The 19,588-nt window shown below is 42.6% G+C and carries 11 protein-coding genes; 5 read left to right on the forward strand and 6 right to left on the reverse strand.

Translation table 11 applies throughout. From position 1 onward, the window contains the following. The first annotated feature begins 216 nt into the window (after window positions 1-216). From H6G73_RS11015 to H6G73_RS11030, 4 genes are all read left to right on the forward strand, one after another. A complete protein-coding gene (locus H6G73_RS11015) occupies window positions 217-7,149 on the forward strand; it encodes a PAS domain S-box protein (protein ID WP_190604280.1) in 6,933 nt (2,310 codons plus the stop codon). 171 nt (window positions 7,150-7,320) lie between these two features. After that, window positions 7,321-11,565: a PAS domain-containing protein gene (locus H6G73_RS11020; RefSeq protein WP_190604281.1), complete on the forward strand. Its 4,245-nt coding sequence runs from the start codon at window positions 7,321-7,323 to the stop codon at window positions 11,563-11,565. Window positions 11,566-11,623: 58 nt separating this feature from the next. Further along, the gene (gene dapB / locus H6G73_RS11025) at window positions 11,624-12,457 is read left to right on the forward strand and encodes a 4-hydroxy-tetrahydrodipicolinate reductase (RefSeq protein ID WP_190604283.1); all 834 of its coding nucleotides are present in this window, start codon (window positions 11,624-11,626) and stop codon (window positions 12,455-12,457) included. A 77-nt stretch (window positions 12,458-12,534) separates the two neighbouring features. Next, window positions 12,535-13,239 carry a phosphate ABC transporter permease gene (locus tag H6G73_RS11030; RefSeq protein WP_190604285.1) on the forward strand — a complete coding sequence of 235 codons (705 nt, stop codon included), beginning with the start codon at window positions 12,535-12,537 and terminating at the stop codon, window positions 13,237-13,239. A 124-nt stretch (window positions 13,240-13,363) separates the two neighbouring features. Here H6G73_RS11030 and H6G73_RS11035 read toward each other — a convergent pair whose 3' ends face one another. The 5 genes from H6G73_RS11035 to H6G73_RS11055 form a co-directional block, all read right to left on the reverse strand. After that, window positions 13,364-13,993: a precorrin-8X methylmutase gene (locus H6G73_RS11035; protein WP_190604287.1), complete on the reverse strand. Its 630-nt coding sequence runs from the start codon at window positions 13,991-13,993 to the stop codon at window positions 13,364-13,366. A gap of 102 nt (window positions 13,994-14,095) precedes the next feature. After that, entirely contained in the window at window positions 14,096-14,905 is an 810-nt protein-coding gene (locus tag H6G73_RS11040; RefSeq protein ID WP_190604289.1) for a TPM domain-containing protein, read from the reverse strand. Window positions 14,906-15,149: 244 nt separating this feature from the next. After that, window positions 15,150-15,659 (reverse strand): DUF948 domain-containing protein, encoded by a 510-nt coding sequence (locus H6G73_RS11045; RefSeq protein ID WP_190604292.1) that lies wholly within the window; start codon window positions 15,657-15,659, stop codon window positions 15,150-15,152. A 22-nt stretch (window positions 15,660-15,681) separates the two neighbouring features. Further along, window positions 15,682-16,050 carry a YtxH domain-containing protein gene (locus tag H6G73_RS11050; protein WP_190604294.1) on the reverse strand — a complete coding sequence of 123 codons (369 nt, stop codon included), beginning with the start codon at window positions 16,048-16,050 and terminating at the stop codon, window positions 15,682-15,684. A 229-nt stretch (window positions 16,051-16,279) separates the two neighbouring features. Further along, window positions 16,280-16,606 carry a hypothetical protein gene (locus tag H6G73_RS11055; RefSeq protein ID WP_190604296.1) on the reverse strand — a complete coding sequence of 109 codons (327 nt, stop codon included), beginning with the start codon at window positions 16,604-16,606 and terminating at the stop codon, window positions 16,280-16,282. Between the two features lie 143 nt (window positions 16,607-16,749). On the opposite strand from H6G73_RS11055, the gene H6G73_RS11060 reads away from it, so the two are divergent. Further along, window positions 16,750-17,706, forward strand: a complete 957-nt coding sequence (locus tag H6G73_RS11060) for a hypothetical protein (protein ID WP_190604298.1) — start codon at window positions 16,750-16,752, stop codon at window positions 17,704-17,706. 209 nt (window positions 17,707-17,915) lie between these two features. On the opposite strand, the gene H6G73_RS11065 is transcribed toward H6G73_RS11060, so the two are convergent. Then, entirely contained in the window at window positions 17,916-19,454 is a 1,539-nt protein-coding gene (locus H6G73_RS11065) for an amidohydrolase family protein (RefSeq protein ID WP_190604300.1), read from the reverse strand. Between the last annotated feature and the right edge of the window lie 134 nt (window positions 19,455-19,588).

Consider the following 19,588-nt stretch of genomic DNA (forward strand, 5'->3'; position numbering starts at 1 on the left):
TGGGTATACATGGATTTAAGCAAGTTCTTAAGGGAGCAAATTGAGAAATTAACTCGTCAAAATATACTTGGTTTATCTTCTGTGGTGCTGTACTAGCCCCAAACTTGATGATTGTACAACTTTTCAACTGACTAAATATCTTTATGTTACCTTAGAATTATTGGATATTAAAATTTACCGCTGCTCCTGTATAATTACTTAGACGAATTTATGGCAATGTCCCATTATTCCATTTTGATTCTGGAGGATTCACCAGAGGACCGCTTATCATACCATCGTTACTTAAGTCAGGATATACTTGCCACCTATGATGTTATTGAAGCGGAAACAGGATTAGAAGCTTTAACGTATCTGACTCAAAAACAGCCAGATTTAATTCTTCTCGACTATCAACTTCCAGATATAGATGCGTTGGAATTTCTCCATAAGTTGCGTTTGCAATTTGGCAGGGTGGAAATTCCAGTGATTATGTTAACTGGGCAAGGAAATGAAATCATAGCTGTGGAAGCTATGAAAAATGGTGTCCAAGACTACATCACTAAAAGTAAACTCTCTGCCAGTAAACTCTGTTGTGCTGTTCATGCGGTGATGGAAAAAAACCGCCTGACGAGACAAATACAAATACAAGAGCAGCAAACACAGTTATTAGCAAGGACATTGCTGCATATTCGTCAGTTCTGGCGATTACAGGAGATATTAGACACTGCTGTTCAAGAAGTACGCCATTTTCTCCAAGCAGATCGGGTAATGGTGTACCAGTTTGCATCGGCAGTCAATGGCACTATTGTGGCTGAATCTGTTTTGCCTGAATGGACATCTGCTTTAGGACATCACATTCCCTGTGCTTACTGGGGAGATGACCACAGAGGTTATGGTGATGATCAAGTTTTCGCCATGTCTAATATACACAATGCTGAGTTAACAGCTTGTGATATTGATTTCCTAGAGCAGTTTCAAGTGAAGGCCCATCTGGTTGTGCCGATGTTTTTGAGTCCAGAAGCCAGACAAGAAGAAAATATTGACCAGCATCTCTGGGGTTTGTTGATAGTACATCAGTGCAGCAGAACTCGTGAGTGGGAAACCCATGAACTCAATCTCCTCCAGCAACTAGCTGTCCATTTAGCAGTAGCGATTCAGCAGGCACAGCTATATGAAAATCTCCAAAATTTTAATGCCTCTTTAGAAGAAAAAGTACAGGAACGGACACAGGAACTACAAGCCAGTGAGCGGCGATACCGCGCAATTTTTGATCATACCTTTCACTTTACCGGACTGCTAACCACAGAGGGAATTGTACTGGAAGTTAACCAGACGGCTTTAAAGTTTGGTGGCATACAACTAGAAGATGTAATTAACCGACCGTTTTGGGAAGCTGACTGGTGGAAAATTTCCCCATCTACCCAGGAGCAATTACGACAAGCGATCGCTCGTGCAGCCCAAGGAGAGTTTATTCGCTACGAAGTAGAGGTATTCGGTGCGGAAAATCAAATTGCCACCATCGACTTTTCTCTGCGTCCCCTCCATGATGAATCTGGACAAGTCGTCATGCTCATTCCTGAGGGTCGAGATATTACTGAGCAAAAACGCCTGGAACGTGAGCGTCAAGCAGCGGTGGAAGCACTCCAAGCCTCAGAAGCTGAACTGCGTGGGTTGTTTAATGCCTTGGTGGATGTGCTGATCATTATTGACCAACAGGGGCGTTATCTCAAAATTATTCCTACTAATGTAGATAAGCTTTATCGACCTGCGGCAGAGTTGATTGGTAAAACCATTTATGAAGTTTTACCCAGTCAGATAGCAGACCTCTGTGGCAGAGCGATTAGTCAAAGTTTGACGACTCAGCAAACTTGTGAGTGTGAGTATAGCTTACAGATTGCCAATCAAGAACTGTGGTTTCATGCTAACGTTTCACCTATTTCCCCAACCACTGTGATTTGGGCTGCTAGAGACATCACCGCAGCCAAGCGCAGCGAAATCATTCAGAGAAATGTTGAACAAGCACTTCAGGAAAACCAAATTCTCTTACAAGTGATCATGGATAGCTTACCCATGGCCATCTTTTGGAAAGACCGGAACAGTCGCTTTTTAGGTTGTAATCGCCAACTATTGTTAGATGCTGGACTATCGTCAAGTGCAGAAATTATTGGCAAAACTGACTTTGATATGCCTTGGAGGGAACAGGCTCTAGATTATCAGGCAGACGATCGCCTGGTGATGGAGTCAGGTGAGATGAAATTTAATATCGAAGAAGCTTTAACCAAAGGAGATCATCAAACTATTTGGTTACGCACTAATAAAGTACCCCTACGTAACCCTGATGGGGAAATTGTTGGTGTTCTGGGTAGCTACGAGGATATTACAGAACGCAAGCAAATAGAAATGGCATTACAGGCCAGTGAGCGACGTTATGCAGCCTTAACAACATCAGCCCCTGTTGGTATTTACCGGGCTAATGCTCAAGGTCATTGTTTGTATGTCAATGAGCGTTGGTGTAACAAGACTGGCTTGACTCCTGAAGAAGCCGCAGAATGGGGATGGAGAAAAAGTTTGCATCCAGAAGATAGGGAGATAGTAGAAGCTCAATGGCAGCGTCTAGTCCAAACAGGTGAACCTTTGAGTGCAGAATATCGGTTTGTGAAACCAGATGGCGAAGAAATCTGGGTATTTGGCCAAGCTGTGGCAGAAAAAGACTCACAGGGAAATGTCATTGGTTATGTGGGGACAATTACTAACATCACTAGCCGTAAACAATCTGAAGCAGCTTTACGACGGAGTGAGCACCTATATCGCACCTTGGTAGATAACTTTCCTAATGGTGTAGTTGTACTATTTGACCATGACCTGCGCTACCTACTGGTGGGAGGTTTAGGACTGGAGCGTGCTGGTTTGAGCATCACAGCAATGGAAGGGAAAACCATTTGGGAAATCTTTTCTCCCCCAGTTTGTGAGATGGTCGCTCCCCTGTTGCGGCAAGCCCTGGCTGGAGAATCAGTGGTGGCCGAGCTTCCCTATAGAGATCGCCTCTACCTAGGCCATCATATCCCGGTGCGAGATGAGAATGGTAATGTGATTGCAGGCATTCTCATGACTCAAGATATTACCGAAAGCAAACAAGCCGAGAATGCACTGAGAGATAGTGAAGAGAAATTTCGTCAGTTTGCCGAAAATAGTCGGCAAGTTATGTTACTACGTCAGATTGACTCTGGTGAATTGCTATATGTCAACCCTACCTATGAGCAAATTTGGCAGCAACCCACTCAGAGCTTATATGACAGTCCAGACTCTTGGATGACTCATCTTCATCCTGATGATTGCGAACGTATTCATGCAGCCTATGAAGCTGCTGCTGGCCAAGGATTGTTCAGCGAAGAGTACCGGATTATTAGGCCTGATGGCTCGATTAGATGGATTGGGGGACGATGTTTCCCCATTAGAAATTCAGCCGGGGAAATTTACCGCATTGCCGCTATTGCTGAGGATATTACAGACCGCAAACAAACAGAACAAGAACGCGATCGCCTCCTGGAAATTTTAGAACAACAAAATCACAGTTTAGAGGCAGAAGTAAATCAACGCACCGCTGAATTACGAGATGTGATTGATGCCATTCCTGACTATGTATTTGTTATCGACCGTCAGGATATGCGAATTCTCTACTGTAACACCACATTTTCCCAAGGAGTCTGTCAGCAACCTCGTGAACAAATAGAAGGAAAAACCATATTTGCGGCTTTACCACAACAAAATGCCGAAAATTGCCATCAGCAAAATCAAATCATCTTTGCATCTGGTGAAAGGTTGCGAGTTCAAAACACCTATTATGTGTCCGGTAATACTTATACCTTTGACACCATTAAAGTCCCCTTGAAAAGGGCCGATGGTGAAATTTATGCCATAGTGGGCACTTCACGAGATATTAGTGCCATCAAACAGTTAGAAACCGATCTCCACGAAAGTAAAGAACGTTTCCGCAATCTGGTAGAAACATCCAGTGATTGGGTATGGGAAGTGAACCAATTTGGAGTTTATACCTATGTAAGTCCGCAAATTATCAATGTTTTGGGATATACCCCAGAAGAAGTTTTAGGTAAAACCCCCTTTGATTTAATGCCACAGGCAGAAGCAGAACGAGTGCAACAGGAGTTTATGAAATTCCTGGTCAACCAAGCACCTTTTCAATGCTTAGAAAATATGAACCGCCACAAAGATGGCAGACTAATTACCTTAGAAACCAGTGGAGTTCCCATTTTTGATGCTGAACAACAATTTTGCGGTTATCGTGGCATGGATCGGGATATTACTTTACGCAAACTCTCAGAACTAGCTTTAAGACAAAGTGAAGCAAGATTTCAGCGCATTGCTGCCAATGTCCCTGGTACCATGTATCAGTTTGTCCTTCATCCTGACGGTTCCCAGGAATTTGTATATATTAGCGATCGCTGTATTGAACTCTTTGAACTAGAGCCAGCAATTATCTTAAAGGATATCAATAGCGTCTTTGATTTGATCCATCCAGAAGATTTACCTTCCTTACAACAATCTATTGCCTATTCAGCCAAATTTGTTCAACCTTGGTCATGGGAAGGAAGATTGATTACCCCATCCGGTCGTCTCAAATGGATTCAGGGTATTTCCCAACCAGAAAAACAAGATGCCAACGGCGACATTTTATGGGATGGCCTCATTCTCGATATTAGCGATCGCAAACAAATAGAAATCGCCCTGCGTAATCTATCTGACCGTTTGAATCTGGCGATCAAGTCCGGCCAAATTGGCATTTGGGACTGGGATATTATCAACGACCGATTGATCTGGGATGAGCGGATGTATGAACTTTATGGAGCTAATCCCTCCGATTTTCCTGGTGCATACCAAGCATGGGAAGCTAGTTTACATCCCGAAGACCTTCTAGCTGCCCGTGCTACTATCCAGCAAGCTATTGCTGGGGAAAAGGATTGCGAGCCAGAATTTAGGGTGATGTGGTCTGATGGCACAGTGAAGTTTATTAAAGCCTATGCCATCGTACAGCGTGACCATCAAGGCAAAGCCCAACGGATGATTGGCATTAACTTTGACATTACTGAGAGCAGACAATCAGAAGCCAAGTTACAGGCAGTCGAAATCAAACTTCGCAATTTATCTGATCGCCTCAAGTTGGCAGTCAAATCAGCCAAAATAGGCATTTGGGAATTGGATTTAGTGAATGATTCTCTGTTGTGGGATGAGCGGATGTATGAAATATTCGGTGTTTCCCCCCTGCATTTTAACCCCAGTCACGGAGCTTGGGCGAAATTTGAAAATCTCCTCCATCCTGAAGACCGAGCCTTTGTCCATAGAGCTTTGCAAGCAGCTATAGACCGAGATGAAGAATTAGATACAGAATTCAGAATTATTTTAGTTGATGGCACGATTCGCATTATTAAGGCCTACGGGTTGCTCAAACGTAATGCCCAGGGTCAGCCCCAACGGATGATTGGTATTAACTACGACATTACCAAGAGCAAACAAGAGGCTCTAGAAAACAAACGCCTCAAAGAACGTTTAGAATTTGTCCTCTCAGCTAGTCCTGCTGTCATCTATACCTGTCCAGCATATGAAAACTTTGATGCCACCTTTATCAGCGACAATGTGCAAGATATCTTAGGATATACAGCCACAGAATGGTTGGCAACACAAAATTTCTGGCTAGAGCGCATCCACCCGGAAGATGTAGACCGTGTCTGGGCAGAATTATCCCATCTCGAAGGGAAAGAATATCATCTCTACCAATATCGCTTCCGTCATCAAGATGGTAATTATCGGTGGATAGAAGATGAATTTCGTCTAGTGCGGGATGAAGCAGGTAGACCAACGGAAATTATCGGTTATGTGGTCGATATTAGTGAACAACAAGCCGCACTGTATGAGCGTGAACTGGCTGAAGCTCAACTACAAGCCACAAATAAACAACTGGCAGCATTTAATGAAGAATTGGCCCGTGCTACCCGTCTCAAAGATGAATTTCTCGCGAATATGAGTCACGAACTCCGTACTCCTCTCAATGCCATCCTTGGTATATCAGAAGCTTTGCAAGAAGAGGTGTTTGGGGTAATTACGGAAAAACAAAGACAAGGTTTACAAACCATTGAACGCAGTGGGAAACACCTATTGGAATTAATTAACGACATCTTGGATTTATCCAAAATAGAAGCTGGTCAATTGCAATTAAATTACGTACCTGTAGAAATCGGCCCTCTGTGTCAATCCAGTTTGGCATTTATTAAACAACAAGCTTTCCAAAAACGTATCCAACTTAATGTGCATATTCAACCCCATTTGCCACAGCTGATGCTAGATGAAAGACGCATCCGGCAAGTGTTGATTAATTTACTCAATAATGCGGTGAAATTCACGCCAGAAGGTGGAAAAATCACTTTAGAAGTTTCTCACCAACGATTAGTTTCTCAACCAGAGGAGAAATTGGGGCAAGAATATATTCGCATTGCTGTGATTGATACTGGTATTGGTATTGCGTCAGAAAATCTCCAGAAACTGTTTCAACCATTCATCCAAATTGATAGTGCTCTAAATCGTCAATATGCTGGTACTGGTTTGGGGCTGTCTCTCGTCAAGCGGCTGGTAGAAGTCCATGGAGGAAAGGTTGGTGTCAGCAGTGAACTGGGTGTAGGTAGTTGTTTTACTATAGATTTACCCTGTAGCCATGTTGATGATGTCTGTACTGATTTTAGGCATCAAACAACATCTACAGCTAATTTTATTCATGATGCCATTCCAAAAGCAGCACCTCTAATTTTGCTGGCAGAAGATAATGCAGCGAATATCTTTACTGTTGCTAACTATTTAGAAGCCATTGGCTACCGGATTATCTTAGCAAAAGACGGTCAAGCAGCGATCGCTCTCACTAAAACCCAAATGCCAGATTTGATTTTAATGGATATTCAAATGCCAGGAGTGGATGGTCTAGAGGCAATTAAGCAAATTCGATTAGACAGCAACTGCACCCATATTCCTATCATTGCCCTGACTGCTTTAGCTATGGCAGGAGACCGGGAAAAATGTTTACAAGCTGGTGCCAATGACTATCTGACCAAACCTGTCACACTTAAGCAATTAGCCAGTCTCATTAAAGAGCTTTTAGCTGAATCATAAATTATATTGGGTTGGCAATTTTCTTTTACGTATTACTGATCTTTCTTATTTCCGTATATTCTATTTTTTGCTGATTTATTAACCAAAATTTTGCGAAAATTTGCTGTTTTAATTGATACTATATTTGATTTATATAAGATATAATTAAAATACTAAATTTGCGTAAATAAAATGGTGGCAATCTCCCACTACTCCGTTCTGATTCTGGAGGATTCGCCAGAAGACCGTTCCCTATACGTCCGTTATTTAAAGCAAGATATATTAGCTACCTACAATATTATTGAAGCAGAGTGTGGGTCAGATGCTCTCAATATACTAGAGCAAATACATACAGACTTAATAATCGTAGACTATCAATTGCCAGATATGGATGGGTTGCAATTTCTGAGGGAGTTGGAATTGCGATTTGGCAGTATGAAAACTCCTGTCATGATGTTAACTGGACAAGGAAATGAAGCGATTGCCGCTCAGTCCATCAAAAGTGGTGCTCAGGACTATTTAATTAAAGGTAAACTCACAGCTTCTGGCCTTTGTCGTGCTGTACACACGGTCTTGGAAAAGGCTTGTTTGACCCAGCAAATCTGGATTCAGGATCAACAACAAAAGATCATCACAGCAATTGCTCTACGCATCCGGCAATTTTTAAATTTAGAGGAAATCCTGCAAACAGCCGTTCAAGAGGTCAGAGAAGTTCTGCGGGCAGATCGGGTGATAGTTTACCAGTTTGATGCTCAAATGAACGGAACCATTGTGGCTGAGTCAGTCCTACCCCAGTGGACTAAATCTCTGAATTTTCAAATTGAGGATACTTGCTTTCGAGAACATCAAGGCACAGCCTATGTGCAAGGGAAAGTTCTTGCCATCTCCGATATTTATCAGAGTGGACTCAGTGATTGTCATATCCAATTACTAGAAAAATTTGCAGTCAAAGCCAATTTGGTAGTACCGATATTGGTGAATATTGAAGCAACTGAACAGCAAAATTCTACCCATCAACTTTGGGGCTTATTGATTGCCCACCAATGCAGCAGAACTTGTGAGTGGAAAACCCATGAATCTGAGCTACTCCAACAACTATCTGTGCATATGGCTGTGGCTATTAAACAAGCCGAACTGTATGAAAATCTCCAATATCTTAATGCTTCTCTAGAACAGAAGGTACAAGAACGGACGCAGGAACTACAAGCCAGCGAGCGGCGATTCCGAGCAATTTTTAATCAGACCTTTCACTTTACTGGACTACTGACCACAGAGGGAATTTTACTAGAAGCTAACCAGACAGCTTTAAACTTTGGTGGTATACGACTAGAAGATGTCATTAATCGACCCTTTTGGGAAGCTGGCTGGTGGAAAATTTCCCCATCTACCCAGGAACAATTACGGCAAGCGATCGCTCGTGCAGCCCAAGGAGAGTTTATTCGCTACGAAGTAGAGGTATTCGGTGCAGGGAATGAAATCAGCACCATCGACTTTTCTCTGCGTCCCCTCCATGATGAATTTGGACAAGTCGTTATGCTTATTCCTGAGGGTCGAGATATTAGTGAACGTAAGCAAGCAGAATTGGCCCTGCAACAACTCAATCAAGAATTAGAAAATAGAGTCAGCCAACGGACTGCCGCTTTGCGTGAGAGTGAACAACGTTTTGCAACTTTAGCGGCAACAGCACCAGTAGGTATCTTCCGATTCGACTTAGATAGTAACTGTATTTATGTCAATCATTACTGGTCAAAAATGACTGGTAGAGAAGCTATAGCAGCCTTAGAAAAAGGTTGGATTGAAACCCTGCACCCAGAAGATCGGGAACGTATTCTTCAAGATTGGCAACAAGGATCTAAACTGAAAACAGAGTATCAAAATGAAGGCAGATTTCTTCAACCAGACGGCACAGTGGTTTGGTTTTACTGCCAAGTCATACCGGAAACTGACAGTGAAGGCAATATCATCAGTTATATCGGTACTCTGACAGATATCACCGCCCTCAAACAAGCACAAGCACAACTCCGCAATTTGTCAGACCGATTACAAATAGCCGTTAACTCTGGTCAAATGGGGATTTGGGAGTTTGATTTAATCAACAACTCCTCCCTTTGGGATGAGCGGATGTATGAACTTTTTGGAGTTTCTCCCCTCAACTTTGACCTCAGTCAGGGGGTCTGGGAAAAATTTGAAAAATTAATCCATCCCGATGACAAAGTGGCTGTGCGCGAAATTTTTCAAGAAGTCATTGCCCAGGGAAAAGAACTAGATATTGAGTTCAGAATCATCTTACCTGATGACAATATTCGCATCATCAAAGGTTACGGAGTCATTCAGCAGACTTACCAAGGGCAGCCCCAAAGAATGATTGGTATTAACTTTGATATTACTGATAGCCGACTCAAACAACTGGAAAATCAACAACTCAAAGAACGTTTAGAGTTTGTCCTCTCAGCCAGTCCGGCAATTGTTTATACCAGTCCAATATCTGAAAACTTTACTCCCACCTTTATCAGTGAAAATGTGCATCATATTTTAGGCCACACAGCCACAGAAGTCATGATGCAACCCAACTTCTGGGTTAATCACATTCACCCAGAAGATTTAGCCCTGATGTTACACAACTTATCCCAACTAGAAGCAAAAGAATATCAACAATACCAATATCGTTTTTTGCATCAAGACGGCAGTTACCGTTGGGTAGAAGATGTGTTCCACGTTGTGCGAGATGAGAGGGGAAAACCTACAGAAATTATTGGTTATATTTTCGATATTACCGAAAAGCAAGCCGCATTACAGGAACGTGAAATAGCAGAAGCAGCCTTGCGATTAAGTGAAGAACGTCTACTGTTAGCCTTGGAAGCTTCTGGAGATGGATTATGGGATTGGAATATAATTACTAACGAACTATATCTCAGCCCTGAATGGCTGGGAATGCTCGATTTTGAGGTGGGTGAATTACCAGGACATGTGAGCACCTGGGAAAAATTAGTTCACCCTGAAGATATGCCCTATGTGCTAGAACGACTCAATGCTCACCTTCGAGATGGTTCTCAATCCTATAAACTCAATTATCGAGTCAGAACTAAATCAGGTACATATCGGTGGATTTCTAACTATGGTAAGGCTGTAGTTCGTGATCAACAGGGGAATCCTTTGCGGATGATTGGTACTCATCGGGATATTTCTGAAACTAAAAAGGTGGAGTCAGAATTACGCCAAGCTAATGAGCAATTAGCCATTTCTAATGAAGAACTAGCTCGTGCCACCCGTCTCAAAGATGAGTTTCTGGCGAATATGAGCCATGAGCTACGCACCCCACTCAATGCCATTCTCGGTCTATCAGAAGCTTTGCAAGCTGAGGCATTTGGGGTAATTAATGACAAACAACAACAGAGTTTGCAAACTATAGAACGTAGTGGTCAGCATTTGTTGGAATTAATTAACGACATTCTGGATTTATCGAAAATAGAAGCTGGTCAATTGACATTAAACTATGCCCCCACAGCTATCAGTCCTCTATGTCAATCTAGTTTGGCATTTATTAAACAGCAAGCCTTGCAAAAACATATCCAGCTGGAGGTAAAAATTCCACCTCATTTACCAGTATTACTGCTAGATGAACGGCGGATTCGCCAGGTATTGATTAACTTACTGACTAATGCTGTCAAGTTCACACCAGAAGGTGGTCGAATCACTTTAGAAGTGAGCCAGGAAAAAGTTCCTTCAGAAATAAATATCACATCCTACCGGGATTTTATTCGCCTTGCTGTCATTGATACAGGTATTGGCATTCCCCAGGAAAGTCTCCGTAAATTATTTCAGCCTTTTGTGCAAATTGATAGTTCCTTAAACCGTAAGTATGAGGGAACTGGTTTGGGGCTTTCTCTGGTGAAGCGGATTGTGGAAATACATGGAGGAAAGGTTGGTGTCAGCAGTCAACTAGGTGTAGGTAGCTGCTTTACTGTGGATTTACCCTGTGGCTATCTCTGTGATGTTTCCCCTGAAGCTGTACCTCAAGCACTATCATCGAAGATTCAGGCCCCAGTGAAAGAAATAGCAAAGTGTTCTCCACTCATCTTGCTAGCAGAAGATAACCCAGCCAATATTTTTACTATTTCTGGTTATTTAGAAGCCATAGGATATCGGATCATCCTAGCGAAAAACGGCCGAGAAGCGATCGCTCTGGTGAAAGAGCAAGTGCCAGACTTGATATTAATGGATATCCAAATGCCGGAAGTAGACGGTTTAGAAGCCATCAAGCAAATTAGAGACGATGCAAAATTCACCCAGATCCCGATTATTGCCCTCACAGCCCTAGCTATGCCAGGAGATCAGGAAAAATGTTTAGCTGTAGGAGCGAATGAATATCTCCCTAAACCCGTCAAACTCAAGCAATTGGGAATGCTGATCAAAGAGCTTTTAGCGGGTATGGTATGAGCAAATACCCAAAGTCTCTTACAATTCCTTTGATGACTGAAAACATAGTTGGGGAATTATGACTAATCAAAGTATCCCAGTGATTATCAATGGTGCCGCCGGCAAGATGGGCCGGGAAGTAATCAAAGCAGTGGCTAGCGCACCAGATATGATGTTAATGGGTGCTATTGACACCTCTGGTGAACACCAAGGTAAGGATGCAGGGGAGTTGGCAGGTTTAAGTGAAGCTTTGGAAGTGCCAATTACCAATCAACTAGAGCCAATGTTGGGGTATGTAGCGGGAGAAAGACAGCTAGCACCAGGGGTAATAGTAGACTTTACTCACCCTGATTCAGTTTATGACAACATTCGTAGTGCGATCGCTTACGGTATTCGTCCAGTGGTCGGAACCACAGGTTTAAGCCCTGAACAAATCAAAGATTTAGCCGATTTTGCCGAAAAAGCTAGTACAGGCTGCTTAATTATCCCTAACTTCTCCATTGGGATGGTACTGCTGCAACAAGCTGCAATTACCGCTTCCCAATATTTTGACCATGTAGAAATTATCGAACTGCACCACAACCAAAAAGCCGATGCACCCAGTGGTACAGCCATTCAAACTGCCCAACTATTGGCAGAAATGGGTAAAACCTTCAACCCCCCCCAAGTAGAAGAAACAGAAAAAATCCCTGGAGCTAGAGGCTCTTTAGCCGAAGAAGGAATTAGAATTCATAGTGTGCGTCTACCAGGATTAATTGCCCATCAGGAGGTGATTTTTGGCGCACCAGGACAAATTTACACCTTACGTCATGATACTAGCGATCGCTCCTGCTACATGCCCGGAGTTCTACTGGCAATTCGTAAAGCAATCCAGTTAAAGTCTTTAGTATATGGATTAGAAAAAATTCTGTAATTATCTAGGCCACTAATTATCTACTTGCTGCTGATAATTAGTCCTTCCCATCACTCACCAACCATAACCCAGCATAGATGTTAGTTCCTCTGACTCGCCAAAAATTTGAACAACTTATCCCCCTCATTGCCACTGGGCCACAGTACAAATATTACTGGGGGAAGTTCGCCAATTTTTTGCAGCGACTGTTAGTTTCTGTAGTTGCTGTAGTTGTGCTTTTACTAGTCAAAATATTATTTAGACTTGACTTTGGCCCTATTATTTTTGTTTGTGGCGTATTTGCGGCTTTGTTTTGGCTCTGGTATCCCATCTTTCTTGCCAGTATCCGCAATGCTAAATGTCGCCGTTATAAATATAGTGGCTTCTTTCGTGGACGCATTCTCAACTGGTGGATCACAGATAAGTTGATTGGCAAGCAAGAAACCGTTAACAATAAAGGTGAGTTGGTTATTATTGAAAACCGGGAAAAACGTATTAACTTAGAAGTGGGTGACGACACAGGATTTAGCATTGAATTTGATGCACCACTGCGTCCCGCCCATAAAGCCATTACTCGCGGTCAAGTCGCAGAAATGATAGTCATGTCAAATCGCTCTGATTTGAGTCGAATTGACGAATTTACTAACATATATATTCCTAGCCGTGATATTTGGATAAGTGACTATCCTTACTTGCGTCAAGATTTTTTCAATGAAGTGAGCCAACGTTTACGGGATAACAGACCGGATAATTCTCGTCGCCGCCGTTCACAAAGACAAAGAGAAAGAGACGAAGAGGATTAATTCCAGTCATACTCATACGGGATTTGGGACTTTAGAGGATGTTTGAAAAGTCCTTGGTGATATACAAAGACTTTTGAGCCTAGAATCCCCCGAATTCTATTCGGGGGAGTATGTCAAAAATCTCTTATACCCCTCCGCTGTGGTCTTGTCCATAGGCTTGCCAAGCCAAATCTACTAATCCGTCCACAATAGCAGCACCAACCACCGCATTGCCCTTGCGCCCTAGAATAGTAATATTCGGCACTAATGAATCTTGTAAACGTTCCTTGGCAATATCTACATTGATAAATCCTACAGGTGTAGCAATTACTAAAGCAGGGCGAATTTCCTCAGCTTGGATTAAATCAATCAGTGCCGTGAGAGCAGTTTGTGATTGACCAATGACAAATATGCCCTCTGGATAACGCCTAGCTAAGGTCTCAATGCCCCAAGCCGCGCGAGTTTTTTCCTTTTGTGGGCGAGTCAATGCCTCCATGCTGCAATAAACTGGATTCGCAAAAGTATTTTGAATATCAGAGGCTATACCTACCTGCACCATGGGAACATCCACTACTATCGTGGTACGTGCTGCTAGGGCAGCGGCACCAGCTTGTAAAGCATGTTCCGAAAAATGTATTAAGGATTTATACTCAAAGTCGCATGTGGCGTAAATCACTCGCCGCACAATTTCATACTCTGCGGGTGAGAAGACATGATCGCCAATCTCATTATCAATGATTGCCAAGGTTTGAGCATCAGTTACGTGCCATTCCATCGCCATTAAGCTTCTCAAAGATCAGCTTTCAGCTTATCAGTTTCAGACAACACTAGGGGATGAGTATTTTAATTTTTACTACTCCAAGTGATATTTCACGAATTATGATTCGGCACTGGAAGAAGGACGACCGAATACAGGTGATAAATATGCTACCAAAGCACCAATGAGAAAAGCGGAGATATTGCGAACTAGAGGCAACCAGTCGCTAGTACGAGTCACCACTGGCCCAATACCGAAGGCGATAAACAAAATTCCCCATAAAGGCGAAAAAATTAATGCCCATTGCCAAGCGACAATTTGTTTATCATTGCGGGGTTGTGCCGCGAAACCACAAATTATTCCACCAATAGCAGAAGTAATCAAGGTCAGTATCCATTGTTCTCTAGGTAGTCCAGGGACAACGTTACAACCACCTTTGAGTAAACAGCCTTTTACTGATTCTAAGGCTTGGAGTATGGCTTGGTCTTCTCCTTGTTCACGGACAAAATACAAGTTCCCAAATCGGGTTTGAAGTTCAATCCAAAATGTCCGGGGTAAAAGCTCATAAACTGCGTCACCCACACTAAAGCTGAGGATGTTACCACCACGGGCATCAGCTACTAACAGGATGCTTTTATCATCTAAACCCCAATAGTTAATTACTGCTCTACCAGGGGTGCGGTCATACTGGGTTAATACTCGCAATTTCCAGCCAGTATCAGTTTCAAATTGTTCTAATTCTTTTACCAGCCTTTCTTCCTGGGGATCTGGTAGAGATTTCGCTAAATCTACTACTGGTGTCACTGTAGAGGGTAGTAGGTCAGGATTTTCGTAAGCTAAGGCTGAGGGAGAATGTATTGCCAAGATTGACCCAGCTAAAAAGAACCCAGCAATCACTACTAAAAGTCGTCGCCAAAAACAATGTTGCATGGACGTTTTTATACAAGTATCAACAGTAAAGGTGAACAAGAGATTTTTAAAGAGTACGAGAAAAGTGATACTACTTTACACTTGTTTACTTTACTCTAATCTTAGTCCTCAAGGCAAAACGGTTCTGTGATTCAGTTATCAGGAGTTCAGAAGTTCAGAAGTTCAGAAGTATGCCTACGGCACGCTGCGCGAACAGGAGTCCCTTACTCTTAATCTGTCACCTGTCACCTGTCACCTATTCCCTTTAAGGATTCAAATTGCTGCCGTTATTATTCCGATAGTTTTCTGCTGAGGTACGTCGGGTTTCTGGTCTGAGTTGGTCGCGCTCTCGTAAGGATAAAGTGGGTTTGTCATTCATGGGTAAGCGATCGCTTGTTCTACGTGGAGTTTTTGACCGTGTAAAGGTTTTCCAGGCTGCTTTTACCCCCACCAAGACGCTACGAGTCCCGTTTTGAAGATTCTGGGCTTGTTTTTTGGCTGTGTCTATACTCTGATCAAATTGCTGTACAACTTGACCAGCACTTTTTACACCTTCACTGACATCATCGGTTAAATCAGTGATTTCTAAGCTGGTGTTGCGAATAGCATTGAGGGTCGGTGGTAACTCCCTAGTGAGAGTATCAAAGAATTTTTCAGCACTGCGGGCGGCCCGTGCTAGTTCTTGCAAGGCAGGTAGAGCCGCCACTAAAACTGCTGTTAAACTAGCGGCAACCAGGAGAATGGACAATCCTAACCAAAATAAAGGTTCAGTCACAGTAAGGTTACAGTTATGCCATTTAAGAGCGTTCTAGATGCTGGGACAGGATATCGGAATCTTCTGTGGTGCTAGGAGCATCAACAGGCTTTTCTCGTTGAATATTTTGGCTTTCGCGCTGAGTGGCATCTACACCAACAGCGATCGCTTCCTTCAGTCTCTCTAAGGTCTCATCCCAGTTGCGCAGGGCATTAAGTGAGAGACGATCTGCCTGAATCTGCACACTGGTAGATATATCTTCCGCTAACTCTGGGAGAGCGTCGGCGGATTTTTTCAAAAGTTTACGGGTTTCACGACCTGTGCGAGGAGCGATGAGCAACCCGGCTAAGGCTCCGACTGCTGCCCCCAACATTAACCCGCCAAAAAATACTCCAGAACGGTTGTTAGACATTGTTAGTTGTTTCTCTCCTTACACCCATTTTAGGTGGGTTTTGCGACCTGACAAGAGTTAGTACCACGGGAATAATTAAAAATTAAAAATTAAAAACTGAAAATTAAAACTTTTCGTTGGGAAAACTTCACTATATTATTTAACCCGATATTTCCTTGATGATATAGGTCTTGAGATTTATTTGTGAGGTTAATCCAAAAGGATATTTACTTTGCACTACTGGATATGACTATTTTTTACGTCTAGAGATAGATAACTGTAGCCAAAAAGACCCTTGCCATAATTGTCTAGCTATTATCATCAGATTAATAATTTGTTGTATTTGTTGGAGTTTGAATTTTAGTCCTTGGTGTGTTTGGCGGAGTTGATTAACGCTTTGTTGACCTAGATATATATTCTCTGGGGCTGGAGATAATGCTCCATGGGTAGCTTGTTCATATTCATTTAATCTGTTGCTGATGAATCTCAATATTTCCTGTGCTTGCCACAGTTTAATGGCAACGTAGCCAAGTAATAGTGAAAGAGCAAAATTAATCAGAACAACAATTGTGACCATTTTTGTCCTTAATATACAGTCGAATATCCTTAAGCATGTAAATATTTTTTACAGACTCGGTGAGAGGGTTCTGGAAACCAAAATTCATCGCCTATCATCTGTGTCTATTTAGATGGTTTTGCTTAAATAAGGCAAAGGTAGTAATGATCAAAGATTATGTCCTATTTCTGCATGGGGTGAATGTTCGAGAGTCGAAAAAAAACGAAGCCAGACAGATTTATGGATATGCGGATGATTTATTTAACTTGATTAAAACCTTAGTCTACCAAAAAGATTTGGGACGTAACTGCATTAAAGTCCCGCTTTACTGGGGAGATGTGAATCAAGATGCTTTAGCAAAACAATTATCAACATTGCAGGCTTCTTCTCAGTGGCAAAAGTTATGGTTTCAGGATTTTCGACAAACTCAACTTTTGCAATTTGTGGGAGATGCTGCACTTTATATCAGTCGTTTAATCGGTTCACTGGCGGCGGAAAAACTGCAACGACAAGCTTTTGAGCGATTAGCAGATTCTAAAGGAGGCGATCGCTTGCATTTAGTCACCCACAGTTGGGGAACGGTCATCCTCTTCGACTTACTGTTTGCTAATCGTTGGGATAATCCTGATATTCTTGGACATGACAGCGTTCAAGCCATTCGCGACAAAATTTATGGCATAGGCAAACACCCAGAAAAAGGTATTCGCTTGGCAAGTATTCATACTATGGGTTCTCCCATCGCGTTGTTTAGCCTGATCACCATCAGTGGTAAAAATGCTAACAACGAAAGTACCCATGATATTAGTCCTGGGTTGGAAAAATTATTGCAAAGAGTCGTTGCAGGCGATCGCAAACTTCCGTGGCTCAATTTCATTCATCCAGGAGATCCCATTGCTTGGCCCTTAGAAACCATTATGACTAAGTTAATTAATGGTTCTGAAAAATATGTCCAATTAGAAGATGTTATTACTCGTGGTTCCGGCGTTTGGGAGTTAATTGCTCAAACTCCCCCTCTGCGTCAAACATTCTTAGCTTTGGTCAACGGTGGTAACGCTCACGGCAGTTATTGGCAAAATAAAGATGTTGCACGGCGGATAGCCAGCAATATTTTAAGTGTCTAGGGTTGAGGTGACAGGCTGATTTTTTGATAATTGCAATGTAGGGGCGGGTTCTACAATTATTATCAACAGATAATGATTAGCTTGGTAAACCCGACCCTACGATTTTATGTAACTTTTTTCAAATAAGAATGGGGGAGATAGAAGTCATCTAATCCCCCTTGTCAAATTCCCTAAATTTTCACCTTATTTCCTAGACCTAATTCAGCGATTTAAACTGTTACCAAAGTCTTATCTGCTTGTGAAGATTCGATTTTACCTACCTTGGATTCGACCGCTGTACCCTGGAAGAAGTTGGGGTTAGCTTCGGTGTAGAACTTATAAGGATTACCGAAAACATAAGCCTTAAAGTCAGCTTCGGAAATCACACCTTCTTGCACCAAATCCCAGCTTTCTGCCAGAGGATCTGTGAGGTCGGGTACATCCCAGTGACCAACGTCTGAGGAATAGATAGCGTTGATTTTCACATTCAAAGGATTGGCTTTGTCATTGAATGCGGTAGCGATGGTGCGGTCATCAGACTCAGAACCAAAGAAGAAACTATTCACCCAGCGATCGCGGATATCTTCAATATTTTCAATTCCCGCAGCTGCAAAATCTTCCAATTCGCTACCTACTGGTTGACGGCTATGACGAGCAAAGGAAGAACCAAGTACAGTCTTGGTCAGTTCTTCTTTAGTTTGAGGATAGGCTTCCAGGAATTCGCTACCAAAACGCTCAAACAATGCTAACAACTCATCAGAGTTTGTCAGGTCTGGGTTGTAGTTTTGTAGACCCTTGAGGCTGCGCTTAGAGAAGCGGTCTACCAAATGAATGTAAACGTGTGCGCCCCAATCTGCGCCACCTTCCAGCATTCCTACCCGCAACTGTGGAAAACGCTTGGTTACACCACCAAAGAACAACGCCTTAGCAAATGCTTGGGAACCATCAGCAAAGTGGCCGATGTGGTTGTTCATGTAGTTACTGATGGAGGAGCGTCCAGTCCAACCTTGACTACCATAGTGGGTAGTAATGGGTACACCTAACTCAACAGCTTTAGCCCAGAAAGGATCATAGTCGTATTCACTATCTAAGCCGAAGAAGTCGATATAGGAGGCATATTTAGCGATTTCTGGAAACTTATCGGCAGGATACTTATCAGCGATCGCTTTAATTGGACGTTTTACACCACCAGGAATATTTGCAACTTTCAAACCCAGTGTTTTAACAGCAAACTCCAACTCCTCCACCGCTTCTTGGGGAGTAGTCATCGGAATCCCAGCTACCACAGTCAAGCGATCGCTATACTTGCGGTACAAGTCAGCATGATAGTGATTTACTGCCCGTTGCAGTGCTTGGCGGTGTTCTGGACTAGCTCCAGCAGGTGCAAGAACATTATTGGGAAACAGCACCGAATAGTCAGAGCCTTGCTCTGCTTGACGCTGATAGAACAGTTCTGGCAGGGTATAAGTTGCCAAGTCTAATGTATTACGGGTAACTCTCGCCCACCAAGGAGAGCGAATAGTGCGGTTATATTGACGTTCTTCTGGAGTTTGTTGATACCAGTCTTTACCATCGCTCTTAGAGTTAAGACGAGAAGATTCCGCCTTGCGTAACTCATCTACTAATTTTGCACCACCATAATTAGCGATGTAATCTTCAATTGCTGGAATGAAATCATTAGTATGAACGTCAGTATCAATTACTGGATAATCTAAGGTAGCTCTAATAGCGGCAGAACGAGAAGTTTTTAATCTGCTATATTCAGTCATATTTTTCTCCACAAAATTGTCAAAATAGTGCTGAGAAATGAGTTATGAGTGCTGAGTACAACGAAGCATATTTAAAATTTAAACGTTGGCTCATGGCAGAAACGTCTACAGCACTCGAAACTCACCACATATTG

Origin of the sequence: Richelia sinica FACHB-800 (genome assembly GCF_014698825.1) — a bacterium.
In the GTDB taxonomy this organism is placed as follows: Bacteria; Cyanobacteriota; Cyanobacteriia; order Cyanobacteriales; family Nostocaceae; genus FACHB-800.